Source organism: Methylophaga muralis (assembly GCF_001720165.1).
In the GTDB taxonomy this organism is placed as follows: domain Bacteria; phylum Pseudomonadota; class Gammaproteobacteria; order Nitrosococcales; family Methylophagaceae; genus Methylophaga; species Methylophaga muralis.
Window position 1 is genome coordinate 1 of record NZ_MCRI01000026.1, and the last position, 16,743, is coordinate 16,743.

General features: G+C 45.3%; 17 protein-coding genes. 8 read left to right on the top strand and 9 right to left on the bottom strand.

The genetic code is table 11. The features are described from left to right. Window positions 1–37: 37 nt before the first annotated feature. Entirely contained in the window at window positions 38–781 is a 744-nt protein-coding gene (locus tag A9E74_RS10130; RefSeq protein WP_069296510.1) for a dienelactone hydrolase family protein, read from the top strand. A 139-nt stretch (window positions 782–920) separates the two neighbouring features. Beyond that, window positions 921–1,256 carry a hypothetical protein gene (locus tag A9E74_RS10135; RefSeq protein ID WP_069296511.1) on the top strand — a complete coding sequence of 112 codons (336 nt, stop codon included), beginning with the start codon at window positions 921–923 and terminating at the stop codon, window positions 1,254–1,256. A gap of 91 nt (window positions 1,257–1,347) precedes the next feature. Here the strand turns inward: A9E74_RS10135 and A9E74_RS10140 are convergent, their stop codons facing one another. From A9E74_RS10140 to A9E74_RS10170, 8 genes are read right to left on the bottom strand one after another with little or no spacing between them, the layout of a single operon-like run. Next, the gene (locus A9E74_RS10140; RefSeq protein WP_069296512.1) at window positions 1,348–2,298 is read right to left on the bottom strand and encodes a hypothetical protein; all 951 of its coding nucleotides are present in this window, start codon (window positions 2,296–2,298) and stop codon (window positions 1,348–1,350) included. Next, window positions 2,295–3,365, bottom strand: a complete 1,071-nt coding sequence (locus tag A9E74_RS10145) for a vWA domain-containing protein (protein WP_069296513.1) — start codon at window positions 3,363–3,365, stop codon at window positions 2,295–2,297. Before A9E74_RS10145 ends, A9E74_RS10140 begins: the two co-directional genes overlap by 4 nt. Before the next feature lie 6 nt (window positions 3,366–3,371). Further along, entirely contained in the window at window positions 3,372–4,160 is a 789-nt protein-coding gene (locus tag A9E74_RS10150; RefSeq protein WP_069296514.1) for a MotA/TolQ/ExbB proton channel family protein, read from the bottom strand. A 2-nt stretch (window positions 4,161–4,162) separates the two neighbouring features. Continuing rightward, entirely contained in the window at window positions 4,163–4,306 is a 144-nt protein-coding gene (locus tag A9E74_RS14350; protein WP_176718923.1) for a hypothetical protein, read from the bottom strand. Next, the gene (locus tag A9E74_RS10155; protein ID WP_069296515.1) at window positions 4,306–6,312 is read right to left on the bottom strand and encodes a PEGA domain-containing protein; all 2,007 of its coding nucleotides are present in this window, start codon (window positions 6,310–6,312) and stop codon (window positions 4,306–4,308) included. Before A9E74_RS10155 ends, A9E74_RS14350 begins: the two co-directional genes overlap by 1 nt. Continuing rightward, on the bottom strand, window positions 6,299–7,741 hold the full coding sequence (locus A9E74_RS10160; RefSeq protein WP_069296516.1) for a coiled-coil domain-containing protein: 1,443 nt from the start codon (window positions 7,739–7,741) through the stop codon (window positions 6,299–6,301). The genes A9E74_RS10155 and A9E74_RS10160 overlap by 14 nt, the downstream gene beginning before the upstream one ends. Window positions 7,742–7,750: 9 nt before the next feature. Next, on the bottom strand, window positions 7,751–8,935 hold the full coding sequence (locus tag A9E74_RS10165) for a hypothetical protein (protein ID WP_245652140.1): 1,185 nt from the start codon (window positions 8,933–8,935) through the stop codon (window positions 7,751–7,753). 43 nt (window positions 8,936–8,978) lie between these two features. Next, window positions 8,979–9,608 carry a hypothetical protein gene (locus tag A9E74_RS10170; RefSeq protein ID WP_069296517.1) on the bottom strand — a complete coding sequence of 210 codons (630 nt, stop codon included), beginning with the start codon at window positions 9,606–9,608 and terminating at the stop codon, window positions 8,979–8,981. A 420-nt stretch (window positions 9,609–10,028) separates the two neighbouring features. On the opposite strand from A9E74_RS10170, the gene A9E74_RS10175 reads away from it, so the two are divergent. After that, window positions 10,029–10,748, top strand: a complete 720-nt coding sequence (locus A9E74_RS10175) for an SDR family NAD(P)-dependent oxidoreductase (protein WP_069296518.1) — start codon at window positions 10,029–10,031, stop codon at window positions 10,746–10,748. 10 nt (window positions 10,749–10,758) lie between these two features. Here A9E74_RS10175 and A9E74_RS10180 read toward each other — a convergent pair whose 3' ends face one another. Beyond that, the gene (locus A9E74_RS10180; protein ID WP_069296519.1) at window positions 10,759–11,211 is read right to left on the bottom strand and encodes a hypothetical protein; all 453 of its coding nucleotides are present in this window, start codon (window positions 11,209–11,211) and stop codon (window positions 10,759–10,761) included. A gap of 339 nt (window positions 11,212–11,550) precedes the next feature. Here A9E74_RS10180 and A9E74_RS10185 point away from each other — a divergent pair, with 339 nt between their 5' ends. From A9E74_RS10185 to thrS, 5 genes are read left to right on the top strand one after another with little or no spacing between them, the layout of a single operon-like run. Then, window positions 11,551–12,006 carry a SufE family protein gene (locus tag A9E74_RS10185; protein WP_176718924.1) on the top strand — a complete coding sequence of 152 codons (456 nt, stop codon included), beginning with the start codon at window positions 11,551–11,553 and terminating at the stop codon, window positions 12,004–12,006. Beyond that, window positions 12,006–13,124, top strand: a complete 1,119-nt coding sequence (locus A9E74_RS10190) for an NAD(P)/FAD-dependent oxidoreductase (protein WP_069296521.1) — start codon at window positions 12,006–12,008, stop codon at window positions 13,122–13,124. Before A9E74_RS10185 ends, A9E74_RS10190 begins: the two co-directional genes overlap by 1 nt. After that, window positions 13,118–14,131, top strand: coding sequence for an arsenic resistance protein (locus A9E74_RS10195; RefSeq protein ID WP_069296522.1), 1,014 nt, complete (start codon window positions 13,118–13,120; stop codon window positions 14,129–14,131). Before A9E74_RS10190 ends, A9E74_RS10195 begins: the two co-directional genes overlap by 7 nt. Then, on the top strand, window positions 14,121–14,681 hold the full coding sequence (locus A9E74_RS10200) for an LbetaH domain-containing protein (RefSeq protein ID WP_069296523.1): 561 nt from the start codon (window positions 14,121–14,123) through the stop codon (window positions 14,679–14,681). The genes A9E74_RS10195 and A9E74_RS10200 overlap by 11 nt, the downstream gene beginning before the upstream one ends. Beyond that, a complete protein-coding gene (gene thrS / locus A9E74_RS10205) occupies window positions 14,681–16,684 on the top strand; it encodes a threonine--tRNA ligase (protein WP_069296524.1) in 2,004 nt (667 codons plus the stop codon). Before A9E74_RS10200 ends, thrS begins: the two co-directional genes overlap by 1 nt. Window positions 16,685–16,743 lie beyond the last annotated feature (59 nt).

A 16,743-nucleotide genomic window follows, 5' to 3' on the forward strand; every position in this document is an offset into this window, starting at 1 on the left:
CCGTTTTATTTTCTATCCAACTTACTAGGGAGCTTTCATGAAAATCCAAAGCCATTTTGCCGATCTTGATACACCTACCGGTGTGATGCGTACTTATATTCATCGACCTGTTGGCGAAGGCAGCTACCCTGTCATTTTGTTTTATTCTGAAATTTTCCAGCAGACTGGTCCGATTGAGCGTGCTGCCAGATTAATGGCCAGCCATGGTTTCGCGGTATTAGTCCCTGAGGTGTTTCATGAACTGAATCCTATTGGCACAGTATTGGGCTATGACGATGCCGGTCGTGATAAAGGTAATGCCGATAAAGAAAACAAAGATGTTCAAGGCTACGACACGGACAACGAAGCATTAATCAAATTTGCCAAGCAACAATCCTGGTGCAATGGTCAATTTGGCGCGATGGGATATTGCATTGGTGGTCATCTGGCTTTCCGTGCAGCCCTGCAACCAGAAGTGAAAGGTACCGCCTGTTTTTACGCCACAGATTTACATATCCAGAAAATCCCAAACAAACCGGGTCAACACAGCATGGAACGTCTGGCTGACATCAAAGGCGAGTTGTTGATGATTTGGGGCAAGCAGGATAACCATGTGCCATCAGAAGGCCGTACGTTGATTTACAGCAAATTGAATGAAACGGACATTCCGTTTACCTGGCATGAGTTCAATGCTGAACATGCATTTATGCGTGATGAAGGTGATGGCGGCCGTTATGATGCACAAACTGCACAAATTGGTTATCAGTTAGCGTTGAATTTGTTTAGCAGAACATTACGTTAATTTATTGCTGTTTCGTCCCCACGCAAGAGCATGGTTACGAAATTCAAAGGCTAAATCTGGCTCCCATGCTATGCGTGGGAGCCTCTTTAAGTGATTCTCACGGTCTCGCAGAAATCACCCAAAACGAACTGTTTATCTAATGCAAAACACCACTAAATCGGTATATACCCTCTTTAACTGGAATATTCTGATCCTGCCAAGCGATGAAGAAATCTTTGTCGGTTTGTGCAATCGACCAGAAACAGTACCACCGTTTGCACCACCTGATGCAGCTGATGACCTACTGCCATTTATTTTGCAAAACAGTAGTGCTATCAAAGAGTTTAATGATAAAACCGGTGTGGGATTTGATAGCGATGGCAGTCGTTATGTATTACTGGGCAACGCTTCCGACCCAACCGGTATGATTCGTTTTAGTGTCGGGCAGATGATGAAGCCGGATGAGATCCGTTGGAAGTACGAGTTTATTGATTAGTTCTGTGTGTTCCCACGCAGGATCCTGGGAACGAGTTTACTGTATTTTTAACTTTCTCTGGCTCCCATGGTCCCCGTGGGAGCCCTACCCTCTAGGGCGGTAACGCGATATACGTACCATCATTACGTTTAGTTAATTCTCGCATCAGGATGCTATATCTGTCGGTGCTATGAATCGATAAAAAACCGACACCATGAATTCTGGCAAGGCGTCTTCCATCACTGAGTTGTCTGTTCTGTCTGGTAATCCGGTCAATAACGGCATCATAGGATGAGCCGGTGTAATCATCACCAAATACATAGATTGAAGTGGTGATATTGGGTTTGGCATATTTTCGCAGTGCCATTTCAACACCTTCGACAGGACTACTGTTGGATACCACCGCCCAGTTTTCAAACATGCGAATTGCACTGTTTCTAGTAGAAGGTGTGTCGGGCATCCAGCGGCCATCGTAGCCCGAAATCATTGACGTGCCCATATCATTTAAAATCTGAAAACCTTTTACTTCAGGGTGAATATTCAGCACATTGACTACTTCTCGCGACACCCGCGACCAGATCTGTTTCATACTGCCGGAAGTGTCGATAATAAACACCACATAATCACTATCGACTGGAATGCCGCCGACTTCTTCAGACCGTTTATCTGTCGGTTTGCGTGGCGTAGGCAAGGCGGCTTGTTTTAACCGTGATTCCACCAAACTCATTCCAGAGATACTTTCTTCCAACGCAGCATTTTGCTGTTGCAATGCCTTGAGACGGCTTTCTAATGATGATTCTGCTTGAGCAATGGATTGCTGTTCACTGGATAAGGCATCGAGGGTGGAAAGCTCTTGTTGGATTTGCTGACTGATCTCAGCCACCGAGTTTTCCAGGCCAATCAATGAAGCCAATAAACTGCTGACATCATCGGCACCAGCAATCGACACATCAACATCAGTTTTAGAAATTAATATCAACATGACTACCGCGCCAAAACCACAGGAAATCACGTCCAGAAAAGACAGACTGAAGATATCCAGGCCTTTTTTACGAAATTTCATGGCCAGTTACTCGCCGGACTTATCAGCAATCCGCCGGTAGTGGCAGCCCAAACCCAGTATTGATTGACCGCATCAGGATCACCTTCCAACGGCAGCATAATCACATCAACCTGCATTCCCCGCTTGCCACTTTCATTAATGGTTTGCTGAAACAGTTTCACCCGACATTCGCCGGAAATCGTTTGGGCATTACCGGTCAGCGAACTGCAACTGGAAAAGGGATTCAGGCTGCGATATTGCGATTCGCCTTTGGTAGGCAGTCCATCGGTAATGACATATAGATTGGAGGGCGAAAACTGATTAACCGTATTCAAGCCTTTTTGAAGATTGGTGGCACCCTCAGGAACCACACTATTCAAGTCACGCAATATCGACGTTGCCGTTTGTGGTGAGCTGGCTTTTTGCCAGCCTTTTTGATCACCTAAAACCCTGGCGTCCTCGCTAAAAGCAACCACTACCACTTCACTGTTTTCCGGTAAGCGTGCTAATAACCATTGCACCACATTTTTAGTTCTCAGCCATTTAGCAGCGTTCTGTTTATTCTGCTGCGAACTGCTTTTGGTACGGATAATATCAATCAGTTTTTCATTGGTCATCGAAGCACTGGTATCAACCAGAATGGCAATTTTCGGGCCTTCAACCTTAAGGCCCAGCAGGTAGTTTTCTTCATTTATTCGGGGCGCTTCAACCAGATCGGCCTGTTGTTTGGGTATTTCAATCGAGGTAATGCTGGATTTAAGTTCTTCTAATGCACTCTCTGAGCGTTGTACCTCTTCACTCTGACTGGCCAGTGAGGATTGCTTTTCATCCAGTTGTTTTTTTAATGCCTGATAACGGGCATTTTCGCTGCTGAGTTGTTGGCGGATCTGTTCCAGTGTTGATCCAGCATCATCTCTGGCCTGCTCCAACTGACTAATGTCTTGCTTGAGATTATCAATTTCAACCGGTGTTTCATCAATTTTTTGCTTGACCAACATAAACACCAGAATTACCGCGCCGAGGCCACAAGACATGATATCCAGAAATGCCAGACTGGAACCTTCGGCTTTTTTACGACGGTAGGCCATTAGGTGTTAGCGAATACGTCTCAGCAGGAATTTGTCGCAATAGCTTTGCGTATCAACAATCTGACTGTCCTGCATACGTTGCAACTGATGAAACAAAAACATCAGAAAGATACTGATAAGTAAGGCCACTAATGTCGAATTAAATGCCAACCCCAGACTGTCAGTCATGCCTGAGATATCCCCTGCTAGCGCCTTGTCAGCTTGAGAAAGCGCCTGACCGATACCTCGCACCGTACCGATAAAACCGATAGAGGGAATGGCCCAGATCAAATAACGAATCATGGTGTTTTCAGAATCTTGCTTGACGGCCAATGCTTCCAGATTACTTTCAATCGCATCCGACAGGTTTTGCACATTGTTGGTTGAGCTGTAACGCCACAACGATGAACGCAGCGTCTGCACCAAAGGTGATGACATGCAATCCTGCGGGATCTCGGTATCCAGTCGATGAATGATGCGGTTTACATCAAGCTCTTTATGGCCTGTGTGAGCAACTTCCTCTTCATCACCGCTTTTTGGATCTTCAATCAAATCGACGCTGTACAGATATTTGGTTTTCAGAATCTCACGATAAGAGCTGGCAATGAGAAAACAGCCCCACATCATTAATATAAAACAGATTTCCTGCTCGTAATCTTTGATGATTACCACAATATTACGAGGCGAAGACTGTTGCTGTTGCAAGGCTAAATCAATTAATTGGGCTGCTTCAGGCCGGATATAACCGATATACATCATATGCACCAAAATGATCGACACGATCAATGCGGCAAAGCTTTTCATCAAGTCACTCATTATTAAATGTCCACCGGGAAGGAAACGGGAGAGTTGAGGCTGATCACCGACTTACCGCCGGCCCAGGCGTTATGAATCATCAATGACAGGACCACAACCAGCAGGAGCGAGCCGCCAATCAATAACGCTTTTTTTAAACTAATCATTATTCATTTCCTCCATTCAGAAAACGCCCGACTCTGAAACCAAGCGTATCACGGCCCTGCTCGGCACCGTCTCGGTATGATGCTCTTAATTCACTTAGCGAACCTGAACGCCAGTTTGCACCTTTTACGACGCGCATGCTGAGTGTCGAGCTATCAAGCGTATGTGGATAAACAGTATCCGGTTTGGGTGCCGTTAGTGAATAACTGTCATGCGTCCATTCACTGACATTACCGCCTAAATCATAAAGCCCGGACTTTTCGCGGCTAAAACTTTTCACCGGAGCGATTCCGGCAAAACCATCATAATATCTGGGAACATAAAGGCTGACACTGCCTTTGGCAGCTTCATCGGCGATATTTACAGCCTTGGTTGGAATTACCCGTTCATTACCCCAGACAAACAAAGTCTGCTCAGGCTTACCGGCCTTGCGGGCCAGCCATTCCCACTCGGCTTCCATTAATAATCGGTAACCATCGGCATTCAGATTAATACGATTTAACTGATTTCCCTGCACATCATAAACCGGGGTTAAACCTTCCTGCTCACTTAGCCAGTTAGAGAATTTGACCGCTTCCAGCCAGCTCACATTGGTGACGGGTAATTGAGGATCGCCGGATTTACTGCTGTCAAACTTCTGATATTCTGTATTGGTGACTTCATTTGTGCCGGCATAAAACGGTCGATTGAGTCGGACCTGTTTTAAAAACTCATTGGCACGCTGTCCCGGCTCATCTCGCCCTGCTCCCATTTTGATAATGTCATTGGGGGAAAATAAAGCCATTTCACCACCGGCTTTGTTTTTATAAAGTCTGGGGGCTTCAGCCTTTTTGGCTTGAGCTTCAGGAATCAACGTAAAAGACAGTTTCTGCGCTTCTGCAGCAGATGGTGTGATGGATTTTGCGACCGTTCGATAACCATTCAGGCTCAGCTGAATATCGTGAGAAACAGCCTGTAAATCCAATTCGATCGGCGTGTTACCCATGGGTTTGCCATCCACCGTGACCGTGGCAGATGGTGCCGAGAGCACTTCTACCTTGCCCATTTCAGGTTGTAATGTGATATCGAAACTGCGTTTTTCATTAGTCGACAAAGTGAAGGTTTCGCTCTGGCTAAAAAATCCTGGCTTGGCATAGGTCAGCCGGTATGATTTACCGGCTTCAACAGAGATAAGTTGTGCGTTTTCAATTCGTAAACCGTTTAATGTCAGCTGACCACCAGAGGGTTTAAGGTTTAAACGCACACCCGCCGTTTCCGGTGATAAACGATAATTTCTCTCTAACTCGGGTTTACTGTTTTTTATCTCAATGGTTTCTTCGGTGGTTTCATATTTTGCCAGTGACACTTTGACAGAATGCAAACCACCTTGCAGCGGCAAGGTCAGTGGTGTTTTACCCACCTCAGCTTCATCAATGGTCACTAATGCTCCACTTGGAACCGAGTTCACCGTTAGCTCGCCTTGCAAAGGTTGCAATTCCACATCCTGAGCCACCGTCTCACCGCGACTGAGTGATAAATCGATGGTCATTGTTTGATAGTGAGGATGCTGGACCTTGAGCTGATGCTCTCCGGCAGGCAGCTCATATTCCAGAATATCGGCCACTGCCACAATTTGCTCATCCATCAACCAGGCGGTTTGATTATCTTCCAGCGAGGTTGAAAGCACGATCTTGGCCGGTAATGGCGTGAGCATAATGCGCAGGACTTTCCCCGAATCAGTCTGCTCAATCGTTTGCTGATGCGGATAAAAACCGTCTGCGATGACTTCGATTTCAGTACTCTCGGCAAGTGAATAGACTGAACCAAACATCACCATCGCCAGCCAGGAATCCGCATTAATCGATACGTCAGTTGCATCATCCGGCTTCACCTCAATGCGTGTGCCGCGTGAAGCAAAGATAATCGTTACTATCACCAGAAAAACCAAAGCAAAGGTGGTCAGCAACCACAGATACATTCTGTGTTGGCGTTTTCTGGCAAGCTCCAGCTGCTGGTTAAATTGGCTCATCGCAAACAATTCGTAAACTGTAACTATTCAGATCGTATGGAATCGTGACCTCAACCAGCTTGGATTTGAAGCCTTGGCGTTTACCTTCAAAGGTATATTGGCCAGGTTTCAACTGAATCACCTTTGAATCAGTCACGCCGACATTGCCAACACCACGCACCAGAATATGGGTTTGATTATCTGAACGCACTTCCACCGGAATTGTTCGGTTAACTGCAGTTAACAAGTTCTCCAGTTCTCGACTTTTAGTAGTGAGCGAAGCACTTTGGTTACGATATTTTGTGGCTTCATTTATTGCAGCTCGGGCCGGATCAGCCAGCTCAGGGTTTGATAGTCGGTAAGGTGTCTTGAGGTAGTCATCAATCTTATTTCTCAGTGACAAAATAGTATTTGCCATTGCCAATTTGTCTGTTGCCGCTTGGTTATTGGGATTTTCCTTGATAACTTGCTCAAGGTTAGTTTTAACCGCTTGCCAGTCGTCTCTTGATTCGGCTTGTGCTGCATTTGCCAGAGATGTCTGAACCCGCTGATTTTTTTCGTATTGCTGTATCGCTGAATTAACATCACCAATCTCGGAACGATTGGGGTGAATATTTCTTGCCTGACTCAGTGCGGTTTTAGCAGCTTCAATTCGGCCGTTTTCGATTGCATTGTAGGATTGAGCGATAAGCGATTGAAACCGCTGATTATTAAGTGTTGACTGTAATGTTTGAGCACGTTGTTTTAGGGCTTCTCTTTCCGGTGTCAGTTTTAACAGCTCGTTGATTAACGTCAGTTCGGTTTGCAGATCATTCTCCACTTTCGCAACATTGATTTGCTCAACTAACGACGCAATTTCAGGTAACTGCTCGATTCTATCCGCCAGTTCAGTTGCTTGCTGAGAAGTGGTATCCAACATTAACGCTTTAGAAATTGCCAATTTTGCCAGCTGGTATTGATTGTCATCAAAAGCCTGCTGGGCATCCTGCATGGCCGTTTGAAATTGATCCTGGCTATCGGTGATTGTCGTTTCAGCAAGCTTAATAAGCTCATCTAAGGTGGTGCTTGCTTGAGCATATTTCGCTTCACCAAACTGTTTAATAGCCGCTGTTTCAGTGGTTTTCAAACGTTCGGCAAGAGCATTATCCCATTGCTGCAGATCAATCTTGTTCAGCTCAGGTTTGAGCGTGTTTTCATAATGTGCATAGGCTTCAAGATAGGCTTGGCGCAGCGATGCATTATCTTGTGGACCATCCGATAAGGCTGGGCGTTCAACACTTTCTACTTCCTGCTGTGGCTCGGCTGCGCTGGTTGTTTTAGTGGTTTTTGGCATCGAAGCCCAAACAATTAACAGCACACACAACACACTGAGCAGCAAAATGATAATCAGTGTTTGGAAGAATAGCTTGCGTTTGGCGAGTTTGGCTTCAGCGATTTTCTGCGTGATCATACTTATCTCTTACAGTTGAACATCAGGCGTCGCTTCCAATTGATACATGCGATTCAAAAATGCACGCCATTGACGGTACTGCTCGTTAATATCACCAGTTAACTCGACTGATTCTTCTTCATAGCTCAGCACTTGTGGCGCCATTTCCAGATTAATGGACTCACCCAGCTCGTTTAACGCATCCTGATGAAACTTGGCTTCTTCTCGAGATTTAAAACCACTGGTCAGCAGCACAGCACCACCGATACCACCGGCTACAGTCGCTATATCTCTGCCAAAATTCGGATTACGTGAATTGCCAGATGTCGCCGCAGCAACCGCAGCACCTATCAATACGGCCCCACCAATCATTTTCCACATACTTTTCGTGTTAGCTTCTTTACGCAGCTGCATTTCAGCAGCGCTGGCTTCCTGCCACGCCAGATAGCTGTCATCCATTTGCTGTGAAAACGCACTGTAGTTCTGTTGCAGATGATCAATGAACAGCTGTTCTCTGACCTGAACCGATTTAACCCGTTCAAACATGGGATCGGAATCACTTGGCATGCTCACCAATTTGATTTGCCGACCGCTGCTATCAAGATGTTCCATGAAGGCTTGTTCGTTAAAACTGGCAGCAAAACGTAAATCGGCAATATTTTGCAGTTGAGCAAGCTCGCGTTGTTGTTGCTTGAGTAATGCTTCTACAATGGCCTGCGCAGCTTCGGCGAAAGCCGGATCATAAGGATCTTTGCCATCATTACGAGGATTTTTGTAGAAACCTTCATTCACCTCGTGGTCAATAGTAGTGTTAAGCCATTGTTTACCGCTGGCATCCACTACGTTAAGACGAAATTTGACTTCCTGACCCGTAGATTCAAGGATTTCACCAACGGTATATAAATCGCCTGACGCAGTGCTATTTGGCGCAACACGTACGGCACCAAACTTACCGGTTTCATCAAGGGCGGTTTTTAATTTATAGGCAAAACGATTGGCTTCAGCACGTCTTAATTCAGGCCAAATACCTTCTTCTTCATAATCGGCGGCTTTATCTGAAAGGCCAGGTGAAAAGACCGGAATAATCACGTCCAGTTTAATCCCCTGGTAAGGGACCTCTTTTGGGGCATCCTGAGCTGAGGCAAGCTGTGGTCCGGTTTTCACATCGCCGGCAGTACCGGAGGTTGTCGCGCAGCCTGTCAGTACATGCATCATAATGATCATGTAAATCAGAAATTTAGAGGGTGCCCTAAAATTTTCAATCTTCAACAACGTTCATCCCCTTATATTTGCGGTACTCATTCCAGAGTTTCTTTTTGATTTCCGGATCTTGCTCAGCTTCTGCAGCCACCCTGATTTGTGAAGCGATGGCATCGTCATTATTCGCGGATGGAATATCTTCTGGAATGGCACCATTGTTTGCCGCATTTACCGGCACGCCGGATTGGCCATTAATCGTGTCTTCTAATTCTGAGCCGCTCATAGCCGATGGTATCGATTCCTGAGTTTCTGGCTCGGTTCCCTGCATATCCTGACTGGCAACTGAATTATTAGCGCCATTGTTACCATCAAGCCCACCGCCACCTTGGTTGGCCCCACTGCTACTATCAGCAGAAGTATTATTCGGATCGGTTAATTTGCATAATTCAAAGCGGTTAAGCGAATCAAAAAACGCTTTTTCCATTAATGCTATGCGTTCGGCTCTGGTGAGCTCCGGGCTATCTGTATAACGGATGTCAGCTTTACCACAATCATCTTCAGACAGTATCGCCTCTTCAGCTTGAACGCTAATAAATCCTGTCAATAAAACTGACAGAGCCACGTTCGTCAGTTTATTCAACGAGAATAAACTCCGAGAAGCTTGATAACGCTGTTTGAGTGTTTTCATATGATTGCTTACTTACCCATTAATACCTAGAGAAAAATAAAACACTTTCGCTGATACTTTTCTTGTAAAGCATTTGTCAGCAAAGACTACGAATAAGTTTTTTCCGTTAATCTTTCAGTCGAGTGACATCTTACAAAGCGCTACCCGGCTGGTAGCTGAATGGTAATAATTAAAACTAATAACTTAGGTTTATATTTCAGCGCTTCACATTCAATGTTAATCAACTTTGACAGACAACATGATTAATCCCGTGAGTAAAGCCTCATGATACAGTCATCGGTTATCTGCAGTAAGTTAGATTGGCATGGCTCACCATTCACTGGAAATACGGTTGGTCACTATTGTTTATCGAAAATGCTGATTGATTCATGACTTAATTTTTTAACACAAAATTCACATCTTCAGTCGCATGCTCCAAAAATGAGAACATCGGCTTTGGTGATTGGTGGCAGTGGGCAAATAGCTCAGGCCATTATTGATAAACTTCTAACTTACATAACAGCTGAAAACATTGTTGTTATTAGTCGTGGGCGGCAACCAGATGAATTTGCCGGTGTAATCTGGCATCAGTCTGACTATGACGAGGCCAGTATGAACAAACTGGCCATGCAGTTTTATGATGAACAACGTAATTTTGAAAAAGTCTTTATCTGTCACGGTGTATTGCATGATGGTGACATAAAACCTGAAAAACGTCTGGAAGAACTCTCTGCAGATTCAATCAGCCACATATTCAATATCAATACCATAACGCCAGTACTCTGGCTGAAACATCTTTTACCGGTGCTTAAACAATCCGCGAACTGTCAATTAATCATCTTTAGTGCGAGAGTTGGTAGCATCAAAGATAATCATATGGGTGGCTGGTACAGCTACCGGGCCAGCAAAGCAGCGTTGAATATGCTATTAAAAACAACTGCCATCGAATATGCACGTCGGGCAAAACAGGTCAAATTAATTGCCTTTCATCCTGGTACTACTGATACCCCGCTTTCCCGCCCCTATAGTGCCAATGTGCCCGAAGACAAATTATTCAGCCCAGGCTTTGTAGCCGATAGACTGTTTGAGATATTAAAAAACCTGCCTGCTGACGGTGAGCTGTCATTTGTTGACTGGGAGGGCAAGTCGATTGAATGGTGATAAAAATGCTTTAGCCATCTTTTTTCTGTTCGCGAGCATCTAGTTTGGCGTAGGCCTCTTTCTCGTGTTGAATATCACTAATTAGGCCTCGATGCATGGCAACAGAAATGGCTTCCTGATTATGAAATCGCTCACCATCTTTAAATAGCAGATCGAGTAAGTCTCGAGCTGGCATATCAATTGATTGATAGTTTTGTGACTCATTGGAAAACTTTTCCAACACTTCCGGATGTTGCTGCTGCACATTTAAAATTGCCAGATTATCAATGATAGCAAGCTCTTTTGCTGTCGCTGCACTCAGGCCATTATCTTGTACAAACCGTAAACTGGTCAGCCCGGTCAGTTGATGAAAGGTATTTTGTACCAGATTTAAATCCGCATCGCGTCCTGCTAACGCCACCCTCAACCATTTCAACCGATGCCGGGCCAGAATGATCATGCTTTGTTCTATTTCTTTACTCATAGACCTCGGCTCCATGCTGTTTCCTTTATTCCTAGTTAGCACAACCAAGGTCGGCCACGCAAGCAATAACCATCACACCACTGACTCAGCTGAAGCAATCGTTTAATTATTTGAAACAGATTTTGAAGTTTTCCAAGCATGCTTTGCTTGTAACTTAAATCATGGAAATTACAACAGGCTTTTACTAAATACCCCTAAAGATAGTTTAACGCTCAGTTTGAAAGTGCCTATCAGATATGATACAACATATCATTACCTATCATCTCAGTCTCAGTGTGATGAGTACCGAACAAACGCATAGTTAAAATCCACCCTCCCTAACGATTGATTATGGATGTTATGACATTTACACAGCCAAACTCCTGCACAGATGCTGCACAAAAGCAGATCATTGAGAATTTTCATCTGCTGGGAAACTGGGATGAACGCTATCAGTATCTGATCGACTTAGGCCGAAGATTAAATCGTGACAATGATGTGCCTCGCATAGAGGAAAACCGTTTATACGGCTGTCAGGCAAATGTATGGATAACCGCTACTCACCATGATGGCATTGTCACCTTTGAGGGAAACAGTGATTCGCTGATTGTGTCCGGCTTAATGGCCATTATCTTCAATGTCTATTCGGGCAGACCGGCACAGGATGTCATGGCGCTTGAACCAGAATTTCTCACTCAGACTGGATTGATCGATCACCTGTCTTCTCAGCGTTCCACTGGCTTAATGAACATGATTGAACATATCCGTAATTACTCAGCTAGCTGCATTGCTTCCAGCAATAAAGGTAATGTTTGATGCAGCATCTTGATGTTTTGATTGTTGGTGCTGGACCAGCCGGTATTGGTATGGCCCTCGCATTACAAAAAATACCCGACTTGAAGTTTGGTCTGGTCGAAAGAGGGCGTATCGGCGAATCATTCAGAAGATGGCCTTTGGAAACGCGCTTTATCACCCCTTCGTTTTACAGCAATCCGTTTGGCCTGGCCGATTTGAACGCCGTTAATGAACACAGCTCACCCGCCCATTTTGCAGCAATGGAACATCTAAGTGGCGAGCTGTATGCCGATTATCTCAACATGTTGGTTCAAGTTCATAAATTACCCGTTGTTACCGGCTGCAAAGTGCTTGAAGTCAATACCACTGCAGCCAAAGAGTTTGTCCTCGAAACAGAGCAAGGCCCGCTCAGTGCCCGTTATGTTATCTGGGCAACCGGCGAATATCAGTTTCCTGATTTACAGGCTTTCACAGGTGCTGACTATTGTGTTCATTACGCTCAGGTAGCTACCTGGAAAGATTTTACCGCTCCTCGTTATACGGTGATTGGCGGATACGAAAGCGGCGTTGATGCCACTGTCAATCTGATCAAACAGGGCCGACAGGTTAGATTACTGGTTCGCAAAGCCAGTTGGGATCGACAAAGCGATGATCCCAGTGTGGCACTCTCGCCTTATAGTCGGGAACGACTTGCACAAGCGATGCAGAGCGGACAACTGGAAGTCATATTCGGCGTTGATGTAACCAAAGTTTCTCAACAAGACGATGGCAGTTTTCTTATCGAAGCTGCAGATGACCGTAATTGGCAAGAACAACACCAACCTATTCTAGCGACCGGCTTTGTCAATGGTGGCGGCGCACAGCAGATAGCAAGACTGTGGGAATGGGATGAGGCAGGGAAAATCATGTTGACCGAGGCAGATGAATCCACACTTACACCTGGTTTGTTTCTGGTTGGCCCCCAAGTTCGGCAGGAAGATCGTATTTACTGCTTTATTTACAAGTTTCGTCAGCGCTTTGCGATGATCGCCCAAAACCTTGCTTTGTGTATGGCACTTGATAGCAGTCAACTGGATCCAGAACCTGGTGTATGGGGTCCTTTTGGCAATAGCGAATGCTGTGAGGGCTGCGAATGCTAAAACTGCTGAATCAATTGTTATTACTGAGCATTACTGTCCTGTTAGTGGGCGGTATATCGCTGGGTGCCACAATTGGCTATTTATCTCCAGCCACCGGGAGCTGGCTTGGCGAACAGATTGATATCACCTTATTGGTGCTGATCAGTTTGCTGTTCTTTGGCGTACGTTTTGATGCCATCGTACGTTCATTCGGACATCTGCTATTTATCGGTATCGCGATAATCGCCAATTTTATAGTGGTGCCACTGATTGGCTACGCCATCGCTTCGGTGTTATTACCCGACTATCCGCTGTTTATGGTCGGTTTACTAATCTATTTCATGTCACCTTGTACCGACTGGTTTTTGGGATTTACCAAGCTGGCCAAAGGTAATGTCGCTTTAGGCACCGCGCTTATTCCCATCAATATGCTGTTGCAGCTGATGCTTTACCCGCTCTATCTGCAGCTGTTTACCAAAAATATTGTTCAAGTTGATCCAGACATTATCAGCAGCACGCTGTTGCAATGGTTTTTGCAACCGCTGTTATTTGCTATCGCCTTACATTATCTCTTGCGACTGTTATTGAAACCGGCTGTTTTTAATCTGATTCTTGAAAAAGTGGATCAGATCACCCCCTGGATTATTGCCTTGCTGGTACTGGAAATATTTGCCAGCAACATCACGGTGATTATGCAGCACAGTATGGTGTTTAGCTGGTTGCTATTGGGGATCTTCATTTTCTTTGTCGCGACTTTTCTGTTGGGCGAAGTTATCAGTAGTGTATTCAAACTACGCTATTCGGAACACGCCCTGCTGACAATGACCATTGCTGCACGCAACGCGCCGTTAATGCTGGCAGTCACCATGGTCGCACTTCCTGATCAACCGCTAATTTATGCCGCCATTGTGATTGGCATGTTGCTGGAATTCCCACATTTAACGGCTTTGCGCTACATGCTGGTTAAGTCCAATGGCATATCACCTATTCCCCTGTTAGCAAACTTAAGAAAGAAATATGATTCGTAAAAATCCCCGTGGCGATCTGCCACAGATTCACCCCAGTGCTTTTGTTGATCCCACAGCCATTCTCTGTGGTTTGGTGGTCGTAGAAGAAAACGTTTTTATCGGGCCTTATGTAGTGATTCGTGCTGATGAAATGGATGCCAATGGCCATATCGACCCCATTATTATTGGTGCGCATTCCAATATTCAGGATGGGGTTGTTATCCACTCCAAATCAGGTGCTAAAGTCACCATCGGTCAACATACCTCAATTGCTCACCGTGCCATTGTCCATGGTCCCTGCACCGTGGGAAATTCTGTGTTTATCGGTTTTAACAGTGTGCTGTTTAATTGTGTAGTTGAGGATGGTTGTGTGGTGCGCTACAACGCTGTGGTCGATGGCTGCCATCTGCCAGCGAATTTCTATGTGGCTTCAACGGAGAGAATTGGTCCTGATACCGATTTATCTGGTCTGGGGCAGGTATCCGCCGCTGCCAGTGATTTTTCCGAAGATGTGGCCCGTACCAATAACGAACTGGTGCGTGGCTACAAAAATATACAAAACGAGTTTTAATGATGACCACAGAAGTTGCAGCAAAAATCACCATCACCTTACCGGATGGTTCAGAACATGAATTCAATCAACCAGTTACAGCGTCAGAAATAGCAGCTGCTATTGGCTCCGGTCTTGCCCGTCAAGCCGTTGCGGCCAAAAAGAATGGTCAGCTGATAGATCTGTGTGATCCCATTAATGAAAACACTTCATTGGAAATCATTACTGCGAGTAATGCAGAAGGTTTACATATTATTCGCCATAGCTGCGCCCATCTGATCGGTCATGCGGTGAAGCAACTGTATCCAACCGCGCAGATGGTGATTGGTCCGGTGATTGATGATGGCTTCTATTACGATATTGCCTTTGATCGCCCTTTTACTGCAGAAGATCTGCTTGCCATTGAAACGCGTATGCAGGAACTGATAGCCAAGGATTACGACGTTATCAAACGTGTTACACCTCGCGATGAGGTCATCAAGCTGTTCACTGAACGGGGTGAAACATACAAATTGCGGCTGATTGAAGATATGCCGGATGTGCAACAAATCAATTTGTATTTTCATCAAGAATACGTGGATATGTGCCGTGGTCCACATGTTCCCAACACCCGCTTTATTAAGCATTTCAAACTCACCAAACTGTCCGGCGCTTATTGGCGCGGTGATTCAAAAAATGCTCAATTACAACGACTCTACGGTACCGCCTGGGCCGATAAAAAAAGTCTGAATGCTTATCTTGAACATCTCAAAGAAGTTGAGAAACGGGATCATCGACGGCTTGGAAGAGAACTTGATCTGTTTCATTTTCAGGAAGATGCACCGGGCGCCGTATTCTGGCATAGCCGCGGCTGGACCTTGTTTCAACAGTTGATTAACTATATGCGGAGGCGTCAGCAAGCAGCTGGCTATACTGAAGTAAATAGCCCGGATGTCATGGATCGTTCTTTGTGGGAAATTTCCGGCCACTGGCAAAATTATCGTGATCATATGTTCACCACTGCTACCGAAGATGGCCGTTCACTGGCACTTAAACCGATGAACTGTCCGGGCAGTGTGTTGCTGTTTCAACATGGTTTGAAAAGCTATCGCGACCTGCCGATAAGAATGGGTGAATTCGGTAAAGTGCATCGTTATGAACCTTCCGGTGCTTTGCATGGTTTGCTTCGGGTGCGTCACTTTACTCAGGATGATGCGCATATTTATTGCACCGAGCAGCAACTGCTTGATGAATGCCGTAAGGTCATTTCAATGGTGCTGGATATCTATAAAGTCTTCAGTTTTGAAAATGTGGATATCAAGCTTTCTACCCGTCCGCAAAACCGTATGGGCGATGAAGCCACCTGGGATGTGCTGGAAGGTGCTTTAATAAATTCGCTGGATAGCATGCAACTGCCCTATCAGCTGAATGTCGGCGAAGGCGCTTTTTATGGACCCAAGCTTGAGTTTGTATTACGCGATGTCATTGGTCGTGATTGGCAATGTGGCACCTTGCAAGTGGATATGAACCTGCCAGAACGTTTCAATCTGGAATATGTAGCAGATGATAGTCAGCGTAAACGTCCGGTCATGTTGCATCGAGCTTTATTTGGTTCACTGGAACGCTTTATTGGTATTTTGATAGAACATCATGCAGGCAAACTACCTGCCTGGTTGGCACCTATTCAACTGAAAATTCTTTCTATCAGTGACAGTCATGCGAATTATGTGAATGATCTGACTACACTATTCCAGCATAGTGGACTGCGTGCGGAAGCCGATATTCGCAATGAGAAAATCGGCTATAAAATACGCGAGCATACTTTGCAGCGCATTCCATTCATGTGTGTTATTGGTGATCAGGAAATGGCGAATGCCAGTGTGGCTATTCGTAATCGCGACGGTGACAATCTGGGTGTAATGACCATTGAACAGGCTTTGCACTTTTTTACTTCAGCAACGCAGGCACCGGATGGTGTCGCTGGTGATATTGAGCGGGAAAGACTGCTGAAACAGTTGCAATCTGGAATAGCTGTGCCAGCGTGATCTGATAAATATTGCAATATAAAAAACCACCAGGCGATGACATCGCTTGGTGGTTTTTT